This is a genomic window from Streptomyces sp. TM32, from assembly GCF_004122755.1.
In the GTDB taxonomy this organism is placed as follows: domain Bacteria; phylum Actinomycetota; class Actinomycetes; order Streptomycetales; family Streptomycetaceae; genus Streptomyces; species Streptomyces sioyaensis.
In genome coordinates this window covers 26,487-46,033 of record NZ_SDIG01000037.1, presented here as the reverse complement: position 1 = coordinate 46,033, position 19,547 = coordinate 26,487, and the positions used below count along the sequence as shown (strand labels likewise).

The 19,547-nt window shown below is 71.9% G+C and carries 15 protein-coding genes and 3 pseudogenes; 11 read left to right on the top strand and 7 right to left on the bottom strand.

Going from position 1 to position 19,547, the window contains the following annotated elements:
• Positions 1 to 393 precede the first annotated feature (393 nt).
• The 5 genes and pseudogenes from EST92_RS12045 to EST92_RS12025 all read left to right on the top strand — a co-directional run.
• Positions 394 to 849: a DUF6099 family protein gene (locus EST92_RS12045; protein ID WP_129280930.1), complete on the top strand. Its 456-nt coding sequence runs from the start codon at positions 394 to 396 to the stop codon at positions 847 to 849.
• Between the two features lie 423 nt (positions 850 to 1,272).
• On the top strand, positions 1,273 to 2,238 hold the full coding sequence (gene pip, locus EST92_RS12040) for a prolyl aminopeptidase (protein WP_129280929.1): 966 nt from the start codon (positions 1,273 to 1,275) through the stop codon (positions 2,236 to 2,238).
• A 213-nt stretch (positions 2,239 to 2,451) separates the two neighbouring features.
• Positions 2,452 to 3,687, top strand: a complete 1,236-nt coding sequence (locus EST92_RS12035) for an arginine deiminase (protein WP_129248096.1) — start codon at positions 2,452 to 2,454, stop codon at positions 3,685 to 3,687.
• Between the two features lie 180 nt (positions 3,688 to 3,867).
• Positions 3,868 to 4,872, top strand: coding sequence for an ornithine carbamoyltransferase (gene argF, locus EST92_RS12030; protein ID WP_129280928.1), 1,005 nt, complete (start codon positions 3,868 to 3,870; stop codon positions 4,870 to 4,872).
• Positions 4,873 to 4,922: 50 nt separating this feature from the next.
• Positions 4,923 to 5,426: pseudogene (locus EST92_RS12025) on the top strand (APC family permease); the annotation flags it as partial.
• 58 nt (positions 5,427 to 5,484) lie between these two features.
• Here EST92_RS12025 and EST92_RS12020 read toward each other — a convergent pair.
• Together EST92_RS12020 and EST92_RS32120 are read right to left on the bottom strand one after the other, a co-directional pair.
• Positions 5,485 to 5,604, bottom strand: a pseudogene (locus tag EST92_RS12020) (ATP-binding protein); the annotation flags it as partial.
• A gap of 504 nt (positions 5,605 to 6,108) precedes the next feature.
• Positions 6,109 to 6,363, bottom strand: a pseudogene (locus tag EST92_RS32120) (ATP-binding protein); the annotation flags it as partial.
• Positions 6,364 to 6,685: 322 nt separating this feature from the next.
• Here EST92_RS32120 and EST92_RS12015 point away from each other — a divergent pair.
• The gene (locus EST92_RS12015; protein ID WP_129280927.1) at positions 6,686 to 7,513 is read left to right on the top strand and encodes an enoyl-CoA hydratase family protein; all 828 of its coding nucleotides are present in this window, start codon (positions 6,686 to 6,688) and stop codon (positions 7,511 to 7,513) included.
• Positions 7,514 to 7,515: 2 nt separating this feature from the next.
• Positions 7,516 to 9,837, top strand: coding sequence for a bifunctional salicylyl-CoA 5-hydroxylase/oxidoreductase (locus EST92_RS12010; protein ID WP_129280935.1), 2,322 nt, complete (start codon positions 7,516 to 7,518; stop codon positions 9,835 to 9,837).
• Positions 9,838 to 9,944: 107 nt separating this feature from the next.
• On the opposite strand, the gene EST92_RS12005 is transcribed toward EST92_RS12010, so the two are convergent.
• Together EST92_RS12005 and EST92_RS12000 are read right to left on the bottom strand one after the other, a co-directional pair.
• On the bottom strand, positions 9,945 to 10,922 hold the full coding sequence (locus EST92_RS12005) for a ScbA/BarX family gamma-butyrolactone biosynthesis protein (protein WP_129280926.1): 978 nt from the start codon (positions 10,920 to 10,922) through the stop codon (positions 9,945 to 9,947).
• A 145-nt stretch (positions 10,923 to 11,067) separates the two neighbouring features.
• Positions 11,068 to 11,685 carry a ScbR family autoregulator-binding transcription factor gene (locus tag EST92_RS12000; protein WP_006602525.1) on the bottom strand — a complete coding sequence of 206 codons (618 nt, stop codon included), beginning with the start codon at positions 11,683 to 11,685 and terminating at the stop codon, positions 11,068 to 11,070.
• Between the two features lie 193 nt (positions 11,686 to 11,878).
• Between EST92_RS12000 and EST92_RS11995 the strand changes: the two genes are divergently transcribed.
• Positions 11,879 to 12,907, top strand: a complete 1,029-nt coding sequence (locus EST92_RS11995) for an NADP-dependent oxidoreductase (RefSeq protein WP_129280925.1) — start codon at positions 11,879 to 11,881, stop codon at positions 12,905 to 12,907.
• Positions 12,908 to 12,971: 64 nt separating this feature from the next.
• Here the strand turns inward: EST92_RS11995 and EST92_RS11990 are convergent, their stop codons facing one another.
• Positions 12,972 to 13,607: a TetR/AcrR family transcriptional regulator gene (locus EST92_RS11990; RefSeq protein ID WP_129248102.1), complete on the bottom strand. Its 636-nt coding sequence runs from the start codon at positions 13,605 to 13,607 to the stop codon at positions 12,972 to 12,974.
• A 454-nt stretch (positions 13,608 to 14,061) separates the two neighbouring features.
• Between EST92_RS11990 and EST92_RS11985 the strand changes: the two genes are divergently transcribed.
• Complete coding sequence (locus EST92_RS11985; protein ID WP_129248103.1) at positions 14,062 to 14,826, top strand: HAD family hydrolase; 765 nt, start codon at positions 14,062 to 14,064, stop codon at positions 14,824 to 14,826.
• A gap of 17 nt (positions 14,827 to 14,843) precedes the next feature.
• Here EST92_RS11985 and EST92_RS11980 read toward each other — a convergent pair whose 3' ends face one another.
• Both EST92_RS11980 and EST92_RS11975 read right to left on the bottom strand, forming a co-directional pair.
• On the bottom strand, positions 14,844 to 15,695 hold the full coding sequence (locus tag EST92_RS11980) for a PaaX family transcriptional regulator C-terminal domain-containing protein (RefSeq protein WP_129280924.1): 852 nt from the start codon (positions 15,693 to 15,695) through the stop codon (positions 14,844 to 14,846).
• A 4-nt stretch (positions 15,696 to 15,699) separates the two neighbouring features.
• Complete coding sequence (locus tag EST92_RS11975; protein WP_129280923.1) at positions 15,700 to 17,307, bottom strand: AMP-binding protein; 1,608 nt, start codon at positions 17,305 to 17,307, stop codon at positions 15,700 to 15,702.
• 205 nt (positions 17,308 to 17,512) lie between these two features.
• Here EST92_RS11975 and EST92_RS11970 point away from each other — a divergent pair, with 205 nt between their 5' ends.
• Both EST92_RS11970 and EST92_RS11965 read left to right on the top strand, forming a co-directional pair.
• A complete protein-coding gene (locus EST92_RS11970; protein ID WP_129248106.1) occupies positions 17,513 to 18,646 on the top strand; it encodes an acyl-CoA dehydrogenase family protein in 1,134 nt (377 codons plus the stop codon).
• A 97-nt stretch (positions 18,647 to 18,743) separates the two neighbouring features.
• Positions 18,744 to 19,544: a VOC family protein gene (locus tag EST92_RS11965; protein WP_129280922.1), complete on the top strand. Its 801-nt coding sequence runs from the start codon at positions 18,744 to 18,746 to the stop codon at positions 19,542 to 19,544.
• The last annotated feature ends 3 nt before the right edge of the window (positions 19,545 to 19,547 follow it).

Sequence of the window (19,547 nt, the reverse complement as noted above, 5' to 3'; positions counted from 1 at the left end):
GGACACCGAGAGTGCGCGGTGCGAGTCCGCCAGCACGCGGCGGGGCGGGGGCGTCGGCCCCCGCCCCGCCGCGTGCTGGCGGACTCGCACCGCGCACTCTCGGTGTCCGGCTCCTGGGCTTCTGCGCCGACTCCCGGTGTTCACTTGGGCGTTGACTCCGGGCATCTTGTGTGACGTGTGCCGGTGGTGTGAGGGGCGGGGCGGTCGTGGCGCGAGGGGAAGGCGCGTGCACGAGGCGCCCCTTCATCACTCTATGGAGTCATGGATCTTTCCACATCGCCTTGGTTGTCCACAGATTTGCGAATTCCCCTGGCTTTTTTGGGTGTTCACCCTCACTCTGGGTAGTGAAAAGAGTGCAGGGTGCATGCGATTGATGAGGAGAGGAGGGAGCGGATGGACGCAGTGCGGATCATCGCGGCGAGTCGGCGCGGTGTGGCGGAGGCGCACACGATTCAGGGAGTGATCGTCGAGGCATGGCAGGCGCAAGCCCTGGCAGAGGCGATAGGCAGCCATCTGGCGATATTCGGTCCGTACGAAGTGCGGTCCAGGGCCCGGGGGTTAGGCGATGCGGGCGGGCGGTTCAGCGGGGGACTGCTGTGCCCGACATCGTCCACCGGTGCGCTGCGGGCGGGTCAGTTGACCGAAGTCCGCGACGTCAAGGAGGCGTTGACGTGCCTGTGCCGATTGCTGCGGGAGGTGTGTGAAGCGCTGGTGGCCGTGGTGCTGCTGGCGGACGAGGACGGAATGTACTGGACCTGCGTCGAGGCGATGGACACCGTCGACGAATCAAGAGACCGCGTCGCCGGAATACTGGAGAAGCTGGAGGTACGCGACCGCAACCCTGCCTGAGGTGGGACGCCCCACCGCGACCGCGTCCACGCGGAACGAACACCCCGAGCGGTACGCCACCGCCCCGGGGCCGGGAGCGCTCACGCCCGACACGCCCGCGGCCCGCCCACCGTCGTCACTGCTTCTCCGCCGGCCCCTGCCCGTCTCCTCGCCCCTACTCGTCGTTTCCTCGCCCTACCCGTCGCCCTTTCGTGCCCTCGCAGGGGGCGTATGTGCTTCGGGGGTATCCGGTGTGCCGTGTTCCTGGTGCCTCCCTGTCCCCACCAGTACGGATCCCCGTTGGCCAGCTGGGTCGGTCGGCTACGCCGGAGGCGTCTGGGCCGAGGACGGCACCGCCCGGGCTGCGGACAAAGCGGGAGACGTCGGTCCCGCTGTCGATTAGCCTCGCGAGGTTGTTCGTCGTGCCTTCAGGAGGAGACTGTCATGGCTCAGTCGTTTCCATCCGTCGAACCGTACGCGCACGGCCTCCTCGACGTCGGCGACGGAAACCAGATCTACTGGGAGAGCAGCGGAAACCCCAAGGGGAAGGCGGCCCTGTGCGTGCACGGCGGCCCGGGCGGTGGGGGACGCCGCGGCAGCCGCACCATGTTCGACCCCGAGGTCTACCGGACCGTCCTGTTCGATCAGCGTGGCTGCGGTGAGAGCCGGCCCCATGCCTCCGACCCGGCCGTCAGCCTCCAGCACAACACCACCGACCACCTCATCGCCGATATGGAGCGGCTACGCGCGCACTTGGGCATCGAGCGCTGGCTCCTCTACGGCGGCTCCTGGGGCTCGACGTTGATCCTCGCCTACGCTGAGCGGTATCCCGAGCGGGTCTCCGAGATCGTCATCGTCGGCGTCACCATGACCCGGCCGGAAGAGACCGACTGGCTCTACCGCGGTGTCGGACGCCTGCTGCCCGGCCCCTGGGAGGCGTTCCGTGCGGCACTGCCGGAGCCGGACCGCGGCGGCAGTCTCGTGGCCGCCTACAACCGGCTGGTGAACAGCCCGGATGAGGCCGTCCGGGTCAAGGCGGCGCGGGACTGGTGCGCTTGGGAGGATGCCGTCATCGCCCACGAGGTACTCGGCCGTCCCGGCCACTACAGCGACAAGCCTGACGACGCCCTGATGGCCTTCGTCCGGATCTGCACGCACTACTTCGCCCACGACGCCTGGCTCGCGGACGGACAACTGATCCGTAACGCGCACCAGCTGGCGGGTATCCCGGCGGTGCTGATCCACGGCCGACTCGACCTGGGCAGCCCGCTGAAGACCGCGTGGGAGCTGTCCCGAGCATGGCAAGAGGCAGAGCTGAAGGTGATCGACGACTCGGGGCACACGGGCAGTCCCCTGATGCGGGACGCGATCCTGGAGGCGATCGCGCGGTTTGGAAGGAGCGGGCGGTGACCGGCTCCGCGCCACGGTGCGGGGTTCCTCACCTCAGAACAGAGCCAGGGAACGGGCAGGGTGCGCCATCGGAACACCGCCCCACAGCGTTCCCGGCTCCGCCACTCGCCGAGCCCTGGAGGCCGGCCCTGCCGCCGTCCCGCGGGCCGACCCAACCGGTCCGACATCCCCCGACTCCCTCCGCAAAGTCGTCGGAGCGGCCAAGATGGGTGGATGGGATTCCAAGTCGACTCCGAGGCCGGGCGGCTGCGCCGGGTCATCCTGCATCGCCCCGATCTGGAGCTGAAGCGGCTCACGCCCTCCAACAAGGACGCCTTGCTCTTCGACGACGTGTTGTGGGTGCGCCGGGCGCGGGCCGAGCACGACGGCTTCGCCGACGTGCTCCGGGACCGTGGGGTGGAGGTCCACCTCTTCGGGGATCTGCTGGCCGAGAGCATGCAGATTCCCGAGGCGCGGAGGCTGGTCCTCGACCGGGTCTTCGACGAGAAGGAATACGGGCCGCTGGCCACCGACCACCTGCGGGCGGCCTTCGACGAGCTTCCGGTCCCGGAGCTGGTCGAGGCGCTGGTCGGCGGCATGACCAAGCGCGAGTTCCTGGAGCGCCATCCCGAGCCCACCTCGGTGCGCTTCCATGTGATGGATCTGGACGACTTCCTGCTGGGGCCGCTGCCCAACCACCTCTTCACCCGCGACACCTCCGCCTGGATCTATGACGGGGTGTCGATCAACTCCATGCGCTGGCCTGCCAGGCAGCGCGAGACCATGCATTACGAGGCGATCTACCGGCACCACCCGCTCTTCCGCGGCGAGGACTTCCATGTCTGGTCGGAGGGCCAGGCGGACTTTCCCTCGACGATCGAGGGCGGGGACGTCCTGGTGCTGGGCAGCGGCGCCGTGCTCATCGGGATGAGCGAACGCACCACGCCGCAGGCCGTGGAGCTGCTTGCGCGGGGGCTGTTCGCAGCGGGTTCCGCCCGCACGATCGTGGCGCTGGACATGCCCAAGCGCCGGGCGTTCATGCATCTGGACACCGTCATGACCATGATCGACGGGGATACGTTCACCCAGTACGAGGGGCTGGGCATGCTCCGCTCGTACACCATCGAGCCGGGGTCGGGCGACCAGGACCTCAAGGTCACCGACCATCCGCCGGAGCACATGCACCGCGCCATAGCGGCGTCGCTGGGTCTCTCCGACATCCGGGTGCTGACCGCGACCCAGGATGTGCACTCGGCCGAGCGTGAGCAGTGGGACGACGGCTGCAATGTGCTGGCGGTGGAGCCGGGTGTGGTGGTGGCGTACGAGCGGAACGTCACCACCAACACCTTCCTCCGCAAGCGCGGTATCGAGGTGATCACGATCCCGGGGAGCGAGCTGGGCCGCGGGCGCGGCGGGCCGCGCTGTATGAGCTGTCCGGTGGCGAGGGACGCGGTGCCGGGGGCAGCCTGAGGATGCCCCGCACCCTTTGGGGCGGGCCGGATCCCGCACCGAGCCAGCGGCTCCGTGCTTCCGGCCGGGGGCGCCGTGCTCTCCGTGCTCCCGCCGGGGGCTCCGTATAGAGATACGTATGTTCGTATACACTTCCACTATTCGAGTCCGTCCCGACCGCCGCGAATCAGGAGCCCACCCATGGCGATAGACCTCAGGGGCCGTCATTTCCTCAAGGAGCTGGACTTCAGCGCCGAGGAATTCCGCCGACTGACCGAGCTGGCGGCCGAGCTGAAAGCGGCCAAGCGCGCCGGCACCGAGGTCCCCCGCCTCCGGGGCAGGAACATCGCCCTGATCTTCGAGAAGACCTCGACCCGGACCCGTTGTTCCTTCGAGGTCGCGGCGGCGGACCAGGGCGCCTCGACCACCTACCTCGACCCGTCCGGATCGCAGATCGGGCACAAGGAGTCGGTGAAGGACACGGCCCGGGTGCTCGGCCGGATGTTTGACGGCATCGAGTTCCGCGGCAGCCGGCAGTCCGACGTCGAGGAGCTGGCGGCCCACGCCGGCGTGCCCGTCTTCAACGGGCTGACCGACGAATGGCATCCCACGCAGATGCTCGCCGACGTGCTGACCATGATCGAGCACGGACCGGGCCGCCCCCTGGAGGAGACCGCCTTCGCCTATCTCGGCGACGCCCGGAACAACATGGGCAACTCCTACCTCGTCACCGGTGCCCTGCTCGGCATGGACGTCCGGATCGTGGCGCCGAAGCAGCTGTGGCCCGAGGAGTCGGTCGTCGCAAAGGCGCGCGCGCTCGCCGCGACCAGCGGCGCCCGCCTCACGCTCACCGACGACGTCACCGAGGGCGTGCGCGGTGCGGACTTCGTGACGACCGATGTCTGGGTCTCCATGGGCGAGCCCAAGGAGGTGTGGGACGAGCGGATCGCGCTGCTCGCGCCGTACGCGGTCACGATGGACGTGCTGCGCGCCACCGGCAAGCCGGACGTGAAGTTCCTGCACTGTCTGCCCGCGTACCACGACCTGGGCACGGCGCTCGGCCGGGAGATCCACGCCCGGCACGGACTGTCGTCGCTGGAGGTCACCGACGAGGTCTTCGAGTCCGCGCACTCCGTGGTCTTCGACGAGGCGGAGAACCGGATGCACACGATCAAGGCGGTGCTGGTGGCGACGCTCGCCGGCTAGGACGGCAGGGCGGGCAGCGGCCCCACGGCACCTCGGGCGCTGCCCGGTGCGCGGTCCTGTACGGCCAGACCCGCATCCTGATGTCGATGTCGCGGGACGGGCTGGTCCCGCGGATCTTCGAGCGGGTCTCGCCCCGGACGTCCACCCCCGTCGCCAACACTTGGATCGTCACGGCGGTCTTCGCCGTGCCGGCCGCGGTCGTGCCGCTGGACGCAGTGATGAATCTGTCGACCATCGGGACGCTGGCGGTCATGGTGGCCGTCAACCTGAGTGTGCTGGTGCTGCGCCGCACCCGCCCCGATCTGCCGCGCAGCTTCCGCGTGCCGCTCTTCCCCGCCGGCCCGCTGTTGGGCGTCGCCTTCTGTCTGTATCTGAGCTACGGAACCGGTCCGGCGACCTGGCTCCAGTTCGCCGGCTTCCTGGTGGCCGGGGCGCTGGTCTACGCATGCTACGGGCGTCGCCGCTCGCGTCTCGGGCAGGCGCCGGCAGCGCAGGAAACGGTGGAGCAGGAAACGGCGGCCCAGGAGTCGGTGGCCCAGGAACCGGTGGCGTAGGAACCGGTGGCTCGGGAACCCGCGGACGGGACCGGCGTCGGCCTCTCCGGCACCGGCCTCACCGGCGCCGGCGTGGTACCTCGGGAAGGGTGAACCAGACGGCCTTGCCGCGCGGCGTCGGGCGGCAGCCCGCGTCGGCGCTCAGCGAACGGAGCAGCAGCAGGCCACGGTGGTGATCGTCGTGGCCGTGCGGGTCCTGGCCGGTGGCTTCGGCGGCTTCGGCAGCGTCGGTGGCGTGGATGATCGGGGTGCCGGGGGGCCGGGAGGCCGTGGGCCGGGTGCTCGTGCTCGCCACGGTGCCGCCCGTCTCCGTGCTCTCGTCGGCGTCATCCGCCAGCCCGGCGCCCTCCGTACGCTGCGCCGGAAGCCGGTCATCGGCCGCCCCGGGACCGTCCGTCCGGCGCCCGACGGCCGTACGCGTGCCCTCGGCCGTAGACGTCCCGTCAGCCGTACGTGCCCCATCGGCCGTACGTGCCCCGTCCGCCGCAGGGCCCCTGTCTGCCGTATCCGCCGCAGCGGCCTTGCCCACCGGGGGTGCCCCCTCTCCCGAAGGTGCCCCCTCCGGGATCGCGCTCCCCGCCGCCGCCCACGCCGGCCCGGCGGCATCCGGTGCGGCCACCAGTACCGCGTCGCCCAGCTCCGACAGCGGGAACGGATCGTCGAGCAGCACGTCGATGAGGAGTGGATCGTCGTCGTGCACCTCGATCAGGCAGCCCGTCGGATGCAACTTCACCACCAGCTCGATGGGCTCCGTACCGCGGGCGTGCTTGAGGGCGTTGGTCACCAGCTCGGCGGTCAGCAGCTGCGCCGTGGTCCGGTCGGCCGCCACCCCCAGGTCCTGGAGGGCGGTCCGGACCATCGCGCGGGCGATGGGGACGGCCGTCGCGCCGCGTGGCAGCGCGATGTGCCAGGTCGCGGGGGGTGGGGGTGCCAGCATGTGCCGTCGATCCGTTCGCGTGGGCCAGGCCGTCCGAGGCCGGTTCGGTCGGATCCAGCGTAGGAAGCGCGGGGCGCCGGGATCAGGGGCGTGTGGCCGGGGCGCACATGACCTAGGTCATGGGGGGAGCCGGGACCTTCGGCACCCTCGCCCGCACGGCCCTTCCCTCTCACCCCCGCCGCACGGTCCCGAGGGCGGCGCCCCGCCACCGGCGGCGCGGCGTATCGCGTTCTCATGACGACAGTCATGGATGAGTGATAACTTCGAGGAGCATCCGGAACAGCATCCACCGGCCGACCGGCCAAAGGGGGCAGGCAGCCCGATGAGCCCGTTCGCAGGATCCGCCCGCAGCACAGAGCCCTGGCAGCACATCCGCGTGACCAGGAAGGACGGGATCGCCACCGTCACTCTCGCGCGCCCGGACAAGCTCAACGCCCTCACCTTCGAGGCCTACGCCGACCTCCGCGATCTGCTCGCGGAACTCTCCCGGGAGCGCTCGGTGCGCGCCCTCGTGCTCGCCGGGGAGGGGCGCGGTTTCTGCTCCGGCGGCGATGTCGAGGAGATCATCGGCGCCACCCTCGGCATGGACACCGCGCAGCTGCTGGACTTCAACCGGATGACCGGGCAGGTCGTCAGGGCGCTGCGGGAGTGTCCGTTCCCGGTGGTCGCGGCCGTGCACGGGGTTGCGGCCGGGGCCGGTGCGGTGCTGGCGCTGGCCGCGGACTTCCGCGTCGCCGACCCCTCCGCCCGCTTCGCCTTCCTCTTCACCCGGGTCGGCCTGTCCGGGGGCGACATGGGCGCGGCCTATCTCCTGCCGCGCGTGATCGGCCTCGGCCATGCCACCCGGCTGCTGATGCTCGGCGACACCGTCCGTGCCCCGGAGGCCGAACGCCTCGGGCTGCTCAGTGAGCTGGCCGAGGAGGGGCGGGCCGACGAGGCCGCCGCGGCGCTCGCCAAGCGGCTCGCCGAGGGGCCCGCGCTGGCCCACGCCCAGACCAAGGCGCTGCTCACCGCGGAGCTCGACATGCCGCTGGCCGCCGCCGTCGAGATGGACGCCGCCACCCAGGCGCTGTTGATGAACAGCGACGACTACGCGGAATTCCACGCCGCCTTCACGGAGAAGCGGGCCCCCAAATGGCAGGGGAAGTAGCCATGCGGGTCGCCGTCATCGGCGGGGGGCCGGGCGGGCTCTACGCCGCGGCCCTGCTCAAGCGCCTCGACCCCACCCGCGAGATCACCGTATGGGAGCGCAACGCCCCCGACGACACCTTCGGATTCGGCGTGGTGCTCTCCGATGAGACCCTCGGCGGCATCGAGCACGCCGACCCGGAGGTCTACCGCGCGCTCCAGGCGGAGTTCGTCCGCTGGGACGACATCGACATCGTGCACCGCGGCCGCACCCTGACCTCCGGCGGGCACGGCTTCGCGGCGCTCGGCCGGCGCCGGCTGCTGGCCGTACTCCACCAGCGCTGCCGCGACCTCGGCATCGAGCTGCGCTTCCGTACGGAGGCCCCGCCGGCCGCCGAACTGGCCCGCGACCACGACCTGGTGATCGCCGCCGACGGGGTGCACAGCGCGACCCGCACCGCGCACGCCGAGGTCTTCGGCCCGCAGCTGACCACCCACCGCTGCCGCTACATCTGGCTCGCCGCCGACTTCGCCTTCGACGCCTTCCGCTTCGAGATCGCCCCGACCGAGCACGGCGTCGCGCAGCTCCACGCCTATCCCTACGCCCGCCCGTCGACCGACGACCCCGCGACGAACCCCTCCGGCGAGCACCCCGAGGGCGCCAGCACCGTCATCGTCGAGATGCGCGAGGAGGTCTGGCGGGCGGCCGGGCTCGACCGCTGCGACGAGCGCGAGTCGGCGCAGTGGTGCGCCAAAATCTTCGCGGACGCGCTGGGCGGCCGGTCACTGCGTGCCAACAACTCCAGCTGGATCGCCTTTCGCACCGTCGTCAACGCGCGCTGGTCCCACGGCAATACGGTGCTGCTCGGCGACGCCGCGCACACCGCGCACTTCTCCATCGGCTCCGGCACCAAGCTCGCCGTCGAGGACGCCCTGGCGCTCGCCGCCTGCCTCCAGGAGCAGCCCGACACCGCCTCCGCGCTGGCCGCCTACGAGGAGGAGCGCCGCCCCGTCGTCGCGTCCACCCAGCGTGCCGCGCGCGCCAGCCTCGCCTGGTTCGAGGAGCTGGCCACCTACCTCGACCAGCCGCCCCACCAGTTCGCCTTCAACCTCCTCACCCGCAGCCGCCGGGTCACCCACGACAACCTGCGGCTGCGTGACCCCGGATTCGTCACGGCCGTCGAGCGCGAGGCGGGCATCGAGTCCGCCACGCCGCCCATGTTCACCCCGTTCCGGCTGGGCGGGCTGACCCTGCGCAACCGGGTCGTGGTCTCCCCGATGGACATGTACTCCGCGGTGGACGGCGCGGGCACCCCCGGCGACTTCCACCTCGTCCACCTCGGCGCCCGCGCGCTGGGCGGCGCCGGGCTGGTGATGACGGAGATGGTCTGCGTCAGCCCCGAGGGGAGGATCACCCCCGGCTGTACGGGGCTGTACGCACCCGGCCATGAGACCGCCTGGCGCCGGGTCACCGACTTCGTCCACGCCTCCGCGCCCGGCACCGCCATCGGCGTCCAGCTCGGGCACTCCGGCCGCAAGGGCTCGACCCGGCTGATGTGGGACGGCATCGACCAGCCGCTCCCGGAGGGCAACTGGCCTCTCGTGGCGGCCTCCCCGTTGCCCTACCGACCCGGCGTCAACCAGCTCCCGCACGCCCTGACCGGGCCCGAACTCGCCACCGTACGCGAGCAGTTCGTCCGCTCCGCCGAGTCCGCCGCCCGCGCCGGCTTCGATCTGCTCGAACTCCACTGCGCCCACGGCTATCTGCTCTCCGGCTTCCTCTCCCCGCTCACCAACCGGCGCACCGACGCCTACGGCGGCGACGTCCACGCCCGGCTGCGCTTCCCGCTGGAGGTCTTCGACGCGGTCCGCGCCGTCTGGCCGGCCGGGCGCCCGATGACCGTCCGGATCTCCGCGACCGACTGGGCGGACGGCGGCACCACGGCCCGGGACGCGGTGACCATCGCCGAGGCCTTCGCACGGCACGGCGCGGACGCCATCGATGTGTCCACCGGACAGGTGGTCCCCGACGAGCGCCCCGACTTCGGCCGCTCCTATCAGACCCCGTTCGCCGACCGCATCCGCAACACCCTCGGTGTGCCGGTCATCGCGGTCGGCGCGATCTCCTCCTGGGACGACGTGAACTCCCTGGTGCTGGCCGGCCGCGCGGACCTGTGCGCGCTGGGCAGACCGCATCTGTACGACCCGCACTGGACGCTGCACGCCGCCGCGGAGCAGGGGTACGCCGGGCCGGGAGCCCCCTGGCCGCTGCCGTACCAGGCGGGCAACCGCCCCCCGCCCACCGGACGCACCGACGCACCGAAGCCCCGCCTCACACTGCGCTGACGGGGGAGGCACGGGCAGTGTGAGGCGGGGCCGTACGGGGGGCCCGGCAGGCGCCGGGCGGGCGGAACGAAGGCGTGTGGCGGCCGGCGGGCCGGCGAAGCGGCCGGTCAGGACATCGGCACGCTGGTGATCTGGGCGGAGACGACGGGCTTGTCGTGCTGTTCGACGGTGACCGTGAGCTGGCGGCTGCCGTCATCGGCCCGGTCGGTGGTCCGCGCCTGTACCCAGGACGGTGCGTCGAGTTCGGCGTAGCGCGCGAACGAGCACTCCATGGAGACCGGAAGGGTGAAGCCGGGGGCGGACGCCTGTGCGGCCTGCCGGGCGGCCTCGATCATCAGCATGCCGGGCGCGTGGTCGACGGGGTGGTCGAAGAGCACCGGGTGCGAGGTGTCCACCCGCAGTTGCCAGCGGTCGGGGCGGTCGGTGGGGGCGAGCGCCACGTCGCGGTCGTGGTCCCGGGCGACCAGCTGCGGAGGAACGGCCTCGGGAACCGGCAGCTTCCGGGAGTTGGCGAGGTCGAGATCGCAGTACTCGCCGCGGAGCCGGCGGTAGACCGCCGGGCTGTGACAGGAGTAGTCGAGCGCCGCCGTGGCCAGTTCGGCGCCGTCGCACACGATCCGGAACTCCTGGCGGGCGCTGGCCAGCCGCTTGCCGCGGTGGACCATGTCGTGGTCGGTGATGTGCAGTTCGATCTCGGCGGGCCGGTCGGTGGTGCGCAGTGCCTCCGGTAAGAGGTCGTAGCGGACCCGCTGCCAGATGATCGGGTGGTCCAGGGGCACCCCGTGGGCGACATGGCTGAGTAATATCCCGGCCTGCCGCATGGTCTCTATCAGCAGAAGCGGGTCGTGCAGCCCGTGGACCGGACCGTAGAAGGTGTGGGCGCGCGGCCACTGCGCGCTGACCACCCAGCTGTGGGCGTCGCCCTGACGCCAGTTGGTCAGGAACACCTCGGAGACGGCGGTGCGGTGCACGTACTCCCGCGGCACCGTCCTGGTCAGTGCGGACGGTCGGATTCCGCTGACGTCCTCGCCTCCGTTGTCATGGCGCTCATCGCGCAAGTACGGCGTGAGCGTGGCGCTGGCCATAGGTGTTCCTTTCAGAGATACGGCTCTTCGCGCCCTGCCGGGCTGAGCCGTGGTGACCGTCCGTGCGGCACTAAGATACGGACCATGTGGTTTGTTTTCCAGTTCCGGACGGGCCCCGGCTTCGTCGGGGCGGCGAACGGTGGTGTCAGACCGGGACCTTCACACACCGGCCGTGCGGATCCAGGTGGCTCAGCGCGCCGGGCGACGCCAGACCCGGGAGGGTGTGCTTCCACAGGGCCGTGACGCGCTCCGGGAGATCGGCGCGGTTGGTCGCGGCCCGCGAGAACAACTGCACGCCCATATAGGCCGCGACGAAGAACTCGGCCGCCCGGTCCGGCGCCACGCCGGGCAGTAATTCCCCGTTGTCGCGCGCCTCGGTGAACATCGTGGTGATGATGTCGGTCCAGGCCTGGTAGGGCACGAGCGGGTTCTCGCTGAAGGTCGTCTCGACCGCGATACGGGTGCCGGCCTGCAGCAACGGATCGCTGCGCAGCGCCAGCGCCACCTGGTGGGTGAAGTCGATGGCGTCCTGCAGCCGGGATTCGCTGACTTGCGGCAGAAACGGATCGGTCTGCTCCGTGATCACCGCGCGGGCCAGTGCGTCCTTGGACGTGAAATGGAAGTACACCGCCCCTTTGGTGACCCCGGCGCGCTGGATGATCTCTGCCATCGTGGCGGCCTGGTACCCGCGGGTGCCGATGACATGAGCCGCCGCTTCGAGGACGGCCCGTCGGGTGCGCACTGCGCGTTCCTGCTTGACCACCGATCATCCTCCGTATGCTCTCTTGGAGTTGTTGTGCCTGAGTGCGACCCGCCGCCCGTGGCCGCGCAGTCTATTTCCGCATCATAAAGAAGCCAACCATGCGGTATTGATTCGCGCTCGCGACGGTGGCGCGAATCCCGCGTTGCGGTCCGGTACGACGCCGTCGAGTGATCCGAGCGCGAGGAGCTGTCCGATGCCCCCCACCGTCGTCCCCGCCATACCGGCCGTACACCGCGAGGTCCGGCTCGCCGACCAGGCCGAAGGCGCTTTGACGACAGGTCATTTCACGGTGGCCGAGGTCCCGGTGCCGGTCCCGGAGCCAGGGCAGGTACTGGTGCGTACCCGTGTGATGGCGGTGACCGCCGCGATGCGGACGCAGATGACCAAAGTGCCGCTGCCGATGCCCTCATTCGTGCCGGGGCAGGCGCTGTGGGGCGCCGCGATCGGCGAGGTCGTGGCAGCGCCCGGCGGCGGCTTCGCCCCCGGGGAGCTGGTCCACCACCCCTACGGCTGGCGGGAGTTCGCGGCCGTCGAGGAGTCGCGGGTACGGCGGCTCGACCCGGACGCCCTGCCGACGCCCGCCGCGCATCTGTCGCAGGGGGCGACCGCCTGGGGGGCGCTGCGCCGGGCCGCCGAGGTGCGGCCGGGGGACACCGTCTTCGTCACCGGTGCGGCGGGCGGCGTGGGCAGCCTGGCCGGGCAGCTCGCACGCCGGCTGGGGGCCGGCCGGGTGGTGGGCAGCACCGGCTCGGAGCGCAAGGCCGCCCGGCTGCGCGCCGAGTTGGGCTACGACGACACGATCGTGCGCGGCGCCGGGTCGATCGAGCGCCAGCTGCGCCGGGCCGCGCCGGGCGGGATCGATGTGCTGCTGGACACCGTCGGCGGTGAACAGCTCCCGGCGGCGCTGGCGGTGGCCCGCCCCGACGCGCGGTTCGCGCTCGTCGGCGCGCTCTCCGGCCAGTTGGGCGGGAGCGGCGGCGCCCTCACCCCGGTGGAGCTGGACACCGGGCTGATCATCACGCGCCGGGTGACGCTGCGCGGCTTCGGACTGTACGCGCACCCGGATCTGCCGCAGGAGTGGACGAAGGAGTTCGGGCAGGGCTTGCGGGAGGGCTCGCTGGTCTTCCCGCACGCCCTTCTCCAGGGGATCGAGCAGGCGCCACGGGCGCTGTGCGAACTTACGCAGGGGCGTCATATCGGGGCCGTGCTGGTCGAGTTGTGAGGCCCGGGCGCGGGGAGCGGGGCGACGCCGGACGGGGTGCCGGCCCGGGTGGCGGTCGCGCCGCTCAGCCGGCAGCCGGGAGCTGGGCCGGTGCCGGGATGCCGGCGGCCGCGATCCGGCTCGGCGCGGCCGGCAGCAGCCCCCACATGCCCACGATCGACTCGTCGTCCCACCACGTCCCGTCCTCGCCGCCCAGATGCAGCAGGCCCACCACGAGCGAGGTCAACAGCTGGGCCGTCCGGCGCGGTTCGGCGTCCGGCGCGTGCGAGCCGGCCGGCCCGCACGGCCCGCAGGTCACCGCCTTGTCGAGGAAGAGCGCGTACCAGCGCTGCTCCAGGGCGTAGATGCCGAGCCCCGGCGCGGTCTCCGGCCGCAGCCGCAGTCCGGCGCGCAGCACGGGGTCCGTCCGCACCCGGCCGAACAGCTCGACGGTGAAGTCCTGTACGGCGGTGGTCAGGGGCTGCGGGGACCGGGTGAAGGCTTCTTCGACCTCTTGCAGGGTGGCGAGTGCGGCGTCCCGCACCGCGAGCGTGAGGTCGTCCTTGGACGTGAAGTGGAAGTAGAGGGCACCTTTGCTCAGGCGGGCCCGTCGGCTGATCTCGACCATGCCCGCTGCGGGAACCCCCTTCTCCAGGAAGGTCTCTGCGGCCGAGCGGATGAGTGCCTGGCGGCTCTGGATGGCGCGATGCTGGGTGGGCACGGTGTCCGTCCCGTCTCTAGTACGGCTGCGAGCTCACTGCAGTCTACATAGAAAACCAACCATGCGGTTCGGTATGCTCCCCAGGATTGGCCGGAACTGGCGCTCCCTGACGTGAAGCTGACGTTCGGTCGGTCGTTCGGATCTTGTGGGGCTCGGGGGATGCGGTGCGTTCCCAGTCTGGCCGGGAAGCGGAGTGTTGTCGACCCGTCAGAGGCAGCAAGGATGCATTGACAAACAGCGCAGGCGGTTTTTAAATCTCCGAAGGCGGTAAACGGGGCGATCCCTTCCGTTGGCAGTCGTTGCGACGGTCGCGTACCGCCCTTGGACAGTGGTGCGCCACGGCGAGACCGCCTCTGCCTTTCACCAGTCGTCGACCGCAGGCCGCCCGACCAGCCGAGCCAGCAACGTCACCCGAGCGCCCTGCACCCCATAGGAATCCGGAAAGGTCTCAGCCATGCGCGTAGCAACGGAAGTCGGCGAACGTCCCGCGAGAGGCGCGCGGGGTGCCGGCGGTGAAACCATCAGGGCCGCCGTCTTCGATCTGGACGGCACCCTCGCCAACACTCTCCCGGCGATCAGCAAACTTCTCGTCAAGGTTGCCTCGGAGCAGGGCTGTTCGGTGACCCCGCGGCAGGCGGCCGCCGCCATCGGCAAGCCGCCCGGCCCCGCCTTCGGCCGGCTGCTGGGCAAGCCCGAGGAGGACGGCCGGGTGCAGGCCGCCATCTCCCGCTACCGCGAGCTGTTCTCCTACGAGGTCCTGTGCCAGGGGCCGCAGCTGCTGTTCCCGGGGGTGACCGCGGGGCTGTCCGCGTTGCGCGCCCACGGTGTCGAACTCGCGGTCGCCACGTCCAAGACCACCCGCAGCGCCGAGTCACTCCTCGATGTCATGGGCATCCGTGATCTGGTCGGCCCGGTCATCGGCCAGGACATGGTCCGGCGGGGCAAACCGCACCCGGAGATGGTGCTGCGGGCCGCCGGCCGGCTCGGCGTCGCGGCCTGGCAGAGCGCGTACGTGGGGGACACCGTGGGGGACATGAGGATGGCGGTCACCGCGCGCATGGAGCCGGTCGCGGTGACCTACGGCGTCGGCAAGTTCGGCGAGCTCGCCGGGGTCGCCGGCACCCGGATGTGCAGCTCCTTCAAGGACGTGGTCTCCGTGATCGCCGCATCCAGGCCGCGGTCGGGCGTCACGGTGGGGGCCCAGCAGCGCCGACGCTGAGGCCGGGGGAGGGGGCGCTACGCTCCGGTCGTCAGCTCGTGTGCGTATCGGGCCCCGGCGGTGTGCAGTTTGGCGTGCAGCAGGCCGAACACCTCCGCCGCGCGGCCGCCCGGCCAGTCCTCAGGCAGGAGGGGAGAGGGCAGTCCGGGATCCGCATAGGGCAGCTGACGCCAGGCGTCCAGCGCCAGCAGGTAGTCACGGTAGGCCGCCTCGGGGGGCACCGAGCGGCGCGGTGACCAGCGGCGCAGGACGGGTTCCTGGGCGGCGAGGAAGGCACGGTGCGCCGCGGCCACGGCATCGAGGTCCCACCACCGCGCCACCGCGTCCGCCGTGGGGGCGAATCCGGCGTGTGCGCCGGTGAACAGGTCGACGTACGGGTCGAGTTGCAGCCGTTGCAGGGTGTGCCGGGTCTCCTCGTACAGCTGTGCGGGGGCGATCCACACCCCTGGTGCGGCGGTGCCGAAACCGAGCCGTGCCAGCCGGGAGCGCAGCAGATGCCGTTTGTGCCGCTCCTCCTCGGGGACGGAGAAGACGGCCAGGACCCAGCCGTCGGACAGCTGGGCGGCGGGCCGGCCGAAGATCCGCCGGTCGCCGTCCTCCAGGAGCTGGCGGGCGTCGTCGGACAGCCCGTACGCCGCCGCCCCGGTGGCCGTGCGCGCGGGGACCAGCAGACCGCGCCGCTTGAGCCGGGAGACCGCCGAGCGCACCGACGGCGGATCCACGTCGAGCGCGCCGAGCAGCCGGATCAGGGCGGCGACCGGCACCGGCGCGGCCGGGCCGCCCGCGCTGCCGGGCTCGCCGCGTCCGTAGGCGCCGTAGAACGTGACGATCAGGGACCGTGGGGTGCGCTGCGTTTGCTGGTCGTTCACCGGGTCACTCTAGAGGGGACTCGCGCAGCCGGAAGCGCTGGAGCTTGCCGGTCGGGGTGCGCGGCAGGGAGGTGTGGAAGACGATCTCGCGCGGGCATTTGTAGGGCGCGATCCGGTTCTTGGTGAAGGCACGCAGGGCCGCGACGGTCTCCGCTCCCCGGGGGACGCCCGCCCGCAGCACGACATGGGCGACGACCACCTGCCCGCGGTCCTCGTCCGCCCGCCCGACCACCGCCGCCTCGGTCACGTCGGGGTGCCGCAGCAGGGCGTCCTCCACCTCCGGACCCGCGATGTTGTAGCCGGCCGAGATGATCATGTCGTCCGCGCGGGCCACATAGCGGAAGTAGCCGTCGGGCTCGCGGACATAGGTGTCACCGGTGATGTTCCAGCCGCCCTGGACGTACGCGGTCTGCCGGGCGTCGGCGAGGTAGCGGCAGCCGGTGGGCCCGCGGACGGCCAGCAGTCCCGGTTCGCCGTCCGGCACCGGGGCGCCGTCCGCGCCCACCACCCGCGCCTGGAAGCCCGGGACCGGCAGCCCTGTCGTACCGGGCCGGATCGCCTCGTCGGCGGCGGCGATGAAGATGTGCAGCAGCTCCGTGGCGCCGATGCCGTTGATGATCCGCAGACCGGTCGCCTCGTACCAGGCCTGCCAGGTCGCGGCGGGCAGATTCTCCCCGGCCGAGACGCAGCGGCGCAGGGAGGAGACCTCGTGCCCGGCGAGCCGGGGGAGCATCGCGCGATAGGCGGTCGGCGCGGTGAACAGCACCGAGATCCGGTGCGTCGCGATGTCGCCGAGCAGCCGCTCCGGCCCGCCCCAGTCGGCGAGGAAGGCCGAGGCGCCGGCCCGCAGCGGGAAGATGACCAGCCCGCCGAGGCCGAAGGTGAAGCCGAGCGGCGGGCTGCCGGCGAACACGTCGTCCGGCTCCGGGCGCAGCACCTGCGCCGAGAACGTGTCCGCGACGGCGAGCACATCGCGGTGGAAGTGCATACAGCCTTTGGGACGCCCGGTGGTGCCCGAGGTGAAGGCGATCAGCGCGACGTCGTCGGCCGCGGTCGCCACCGCCGGATACGGCGCGCCGCCCGGCCGGGCGAGCTGCCGCAGATCGCCCGGACCGTCCCCGCCGAAGGGGGTGATCCGCAGCCCCGGGGCCCCGGCCCTGACGAGATCGTCGAGCGAGCGGACATCGCACAGCGCGTGCCGCACCTGCGCGATCTCACAGATCGTGGCGAGCTCCTCGGGGCGCTGCGAGGCCAGTACGGTCACCGCGACCGCCCCCGCCTTCATCACGGCGAGCCAGCAGGCGGCCAGCCACGGTGTGGTGGGACCGCGCAGCAGGACGCGGTTGCCCGGCAGTACGCCCAGCGGGCCGGTGAGCGCATGGGCGATCGCGTCGACCTGCGCCCGCAGCTGTCCGTACGTCCAGACCGGCCCGCTGGCGTCGCGGATCGCGGGCCGGTCGGGGCCGAGCCGCGCGATGGTGCCGTCCAGCAGCTCGGCGCCGCAGTTCAGGCGGTCGGGATAGCCCAGTTCGGTGAGCTGCGGCCACTGGTCGTGCGGCGGCAGCCGGTCGCGCGCGAAGGTGTCGGCGTGGGCCGAGGACCGTAGCTCCATGGCGGGTGCCCCCTAGGGTCTGGCCGACGCGCGGCCGGGGGAGGGATGGGGGACTGTGGAGGCCGGTGCGGGAACCGGTCGGGAAGGCTCGGGTGGCGCTCGTTCTGCGGGGCGAGTACTGCCGTTCGGATCCGTCGTCAGCGTAACGTGTTCGTGACGGCAGTCAACAGACCGCGATAGAGGACCGCTACCAGGGAGCCGCCTCGTGACCGTATTCGCGTTGGGACCGGATGAGCGGAAATGGTGTGCCGAACTGCGCGCGCTCACGGCCGAACGGCTGCGCCCGCTGGCGGAGCAGGGCACCGAGGGCCGGGTCAACCGTCCGCTCGTCGCCGCCCTCGGCGAACTGGGCCTGCTGCGCCGTCTGTTCCCCGCCGACGGCGCCCTGCGCGCCCTGGACCTGTGTCTGCTGCGGGAATCCCTCGCCCAGGAGTGCACGGAGGCGGAGACGGCACTGGCGCTCCAGGGGCTGGGTGCCTATCCGGTCGTGCAGTCCGGGACCGAGGCGCAGCGCGCCCGCTGGCTGCCGGAGGTGACCGCCGGCCGGGCGGTCGCGTCCTTCGCGCTCAGCGAGCCGGGCGCGGGCTCGGACGCCGCGGCCCTGTCGCTGGCCGCCGAGCCGGACGGCCCGGACGGCTGGCGGCTCACCGGCGAGAAGTGCTGGATCTCCAACGCCCCCGAGGCCGACTTCGCCACCGTCTTCGCCCGGACCGGCGGCGGGGCGGGCGCGCGCGGGGTGACCGCCTTCCTCGTCCCCGCCGGCCGTCCCGGACTGACCGGCGAGCGCCTGGACATGCTCAGCCCGCACCCCATCGGCACCCTCGTCTTCGACGGTACGCCTGTGACCAGGGCGGATGTGCTGGGTGAGGTGGACGGCGGGTTCGCCGTGGCGATGGCCACGCTGAACCTCTTCCGGCCCAGCGTGGGCGCCTTCGCGGTCGGCATGGCGCAGGCCGCGCTGGATGCGGCACTGACGCACGCCGGCGCGCGCACCGCGTTCGGCGGCCCCCTCAAGGACCTGCAGTCCGTCGGCCACCGGCTCGCCGAGATGGCCACCCGGGTCGAGTCGGCCCGGCTCCTGGTGTACGCGGCGGCGGCCGCGTACGACACCGGGGCCCCGGACATCGCCCGCCGTGCGGCCATGGCCAAGCTGCTGGCGACCGAGACCGCTCAGGAGGTCGTCGACGCCGCCGTGCAGATCCACGGCGCCCGTGCGCTGCGCCGCGGACATCTGCTGGAACACCTCTACCGGGAGGTGCGTGCGCCGCGCATCTACGAGGGCGCCACGGAGGTGCAGCGCTCGATCATCGCCAAGGAGCTCTACCGGGAGAGGGCCTGAACTCCTCGCCGGCACGGGCACCGGCCCCCGGCCGACGGGCGAGTGTCAGTGCCGGATGTCAGGCTGACAACAGAGAGGATCCGCGAAGGGAATCGCCATGATCACTACTGACTTCGTCCCCGGCTCCCCGTGCTGGCTCGATCTCGGCGCCCCCGACGTCGAGGTCGCCGCGGCGTTCTACCGCGCCGTGTTCGGCTGGCAGTCCGAGCCGCACGATGGCCAGGAGGCGGGCGGCTACACCCTCTTCCGGCTGGACGGCAAGGCCGTCGGCGCGGTGGGCCCGCTCACCGAAGTCGGCGCCCGCTCCGCCTGGACGCTCTACTTCCACACCCCCGACGCGGACGCCACGACCAAGGCGGTGGAGCAGGCAGGCGGCGCGGTCCGCACGGCCCCCGCCGAAGTGGGCGCGGGGGACGGCCGGTTCGCTCAGCTCACGGACCCGCAGGGGGCGGAGTTCGCCGTCTGGCAGCCCCTGAGGTATCCGGGCATCGAGGCCGCGGACACACCGGGCACGCTGTGCTGGACCGAGCTCTACACCACCGATGCGGCCGCCGCGCAGACCTTCTACACCACCGTCTTCGGCTGGACCACCCAGGACATGCCGCTCCCGGGCGGTGGCGGCACCTACACCCTGCTCACCCCCGCGGACTGCGGCGAGGACCGGATGCACGGCGGCCTCATGGACGTTCCGGCCGATCTCCTGGGCCCCCGCCGAACTCCGTACTGGCACCCGGTGTTCAGCTCCCAGGACTGCGATGCCACCGTCGGCCTGGTGACGGGCAACGGCGGCATCCTGTCGATGGGCCCGGACACCGCCGAGGGCGTCGGCCGCCTCGCCGTCTGCACGGACCCCGCGGGCGCGGAGTTCGTGGTGCTGACGCCGGAGGGGACGCTGTGAGGC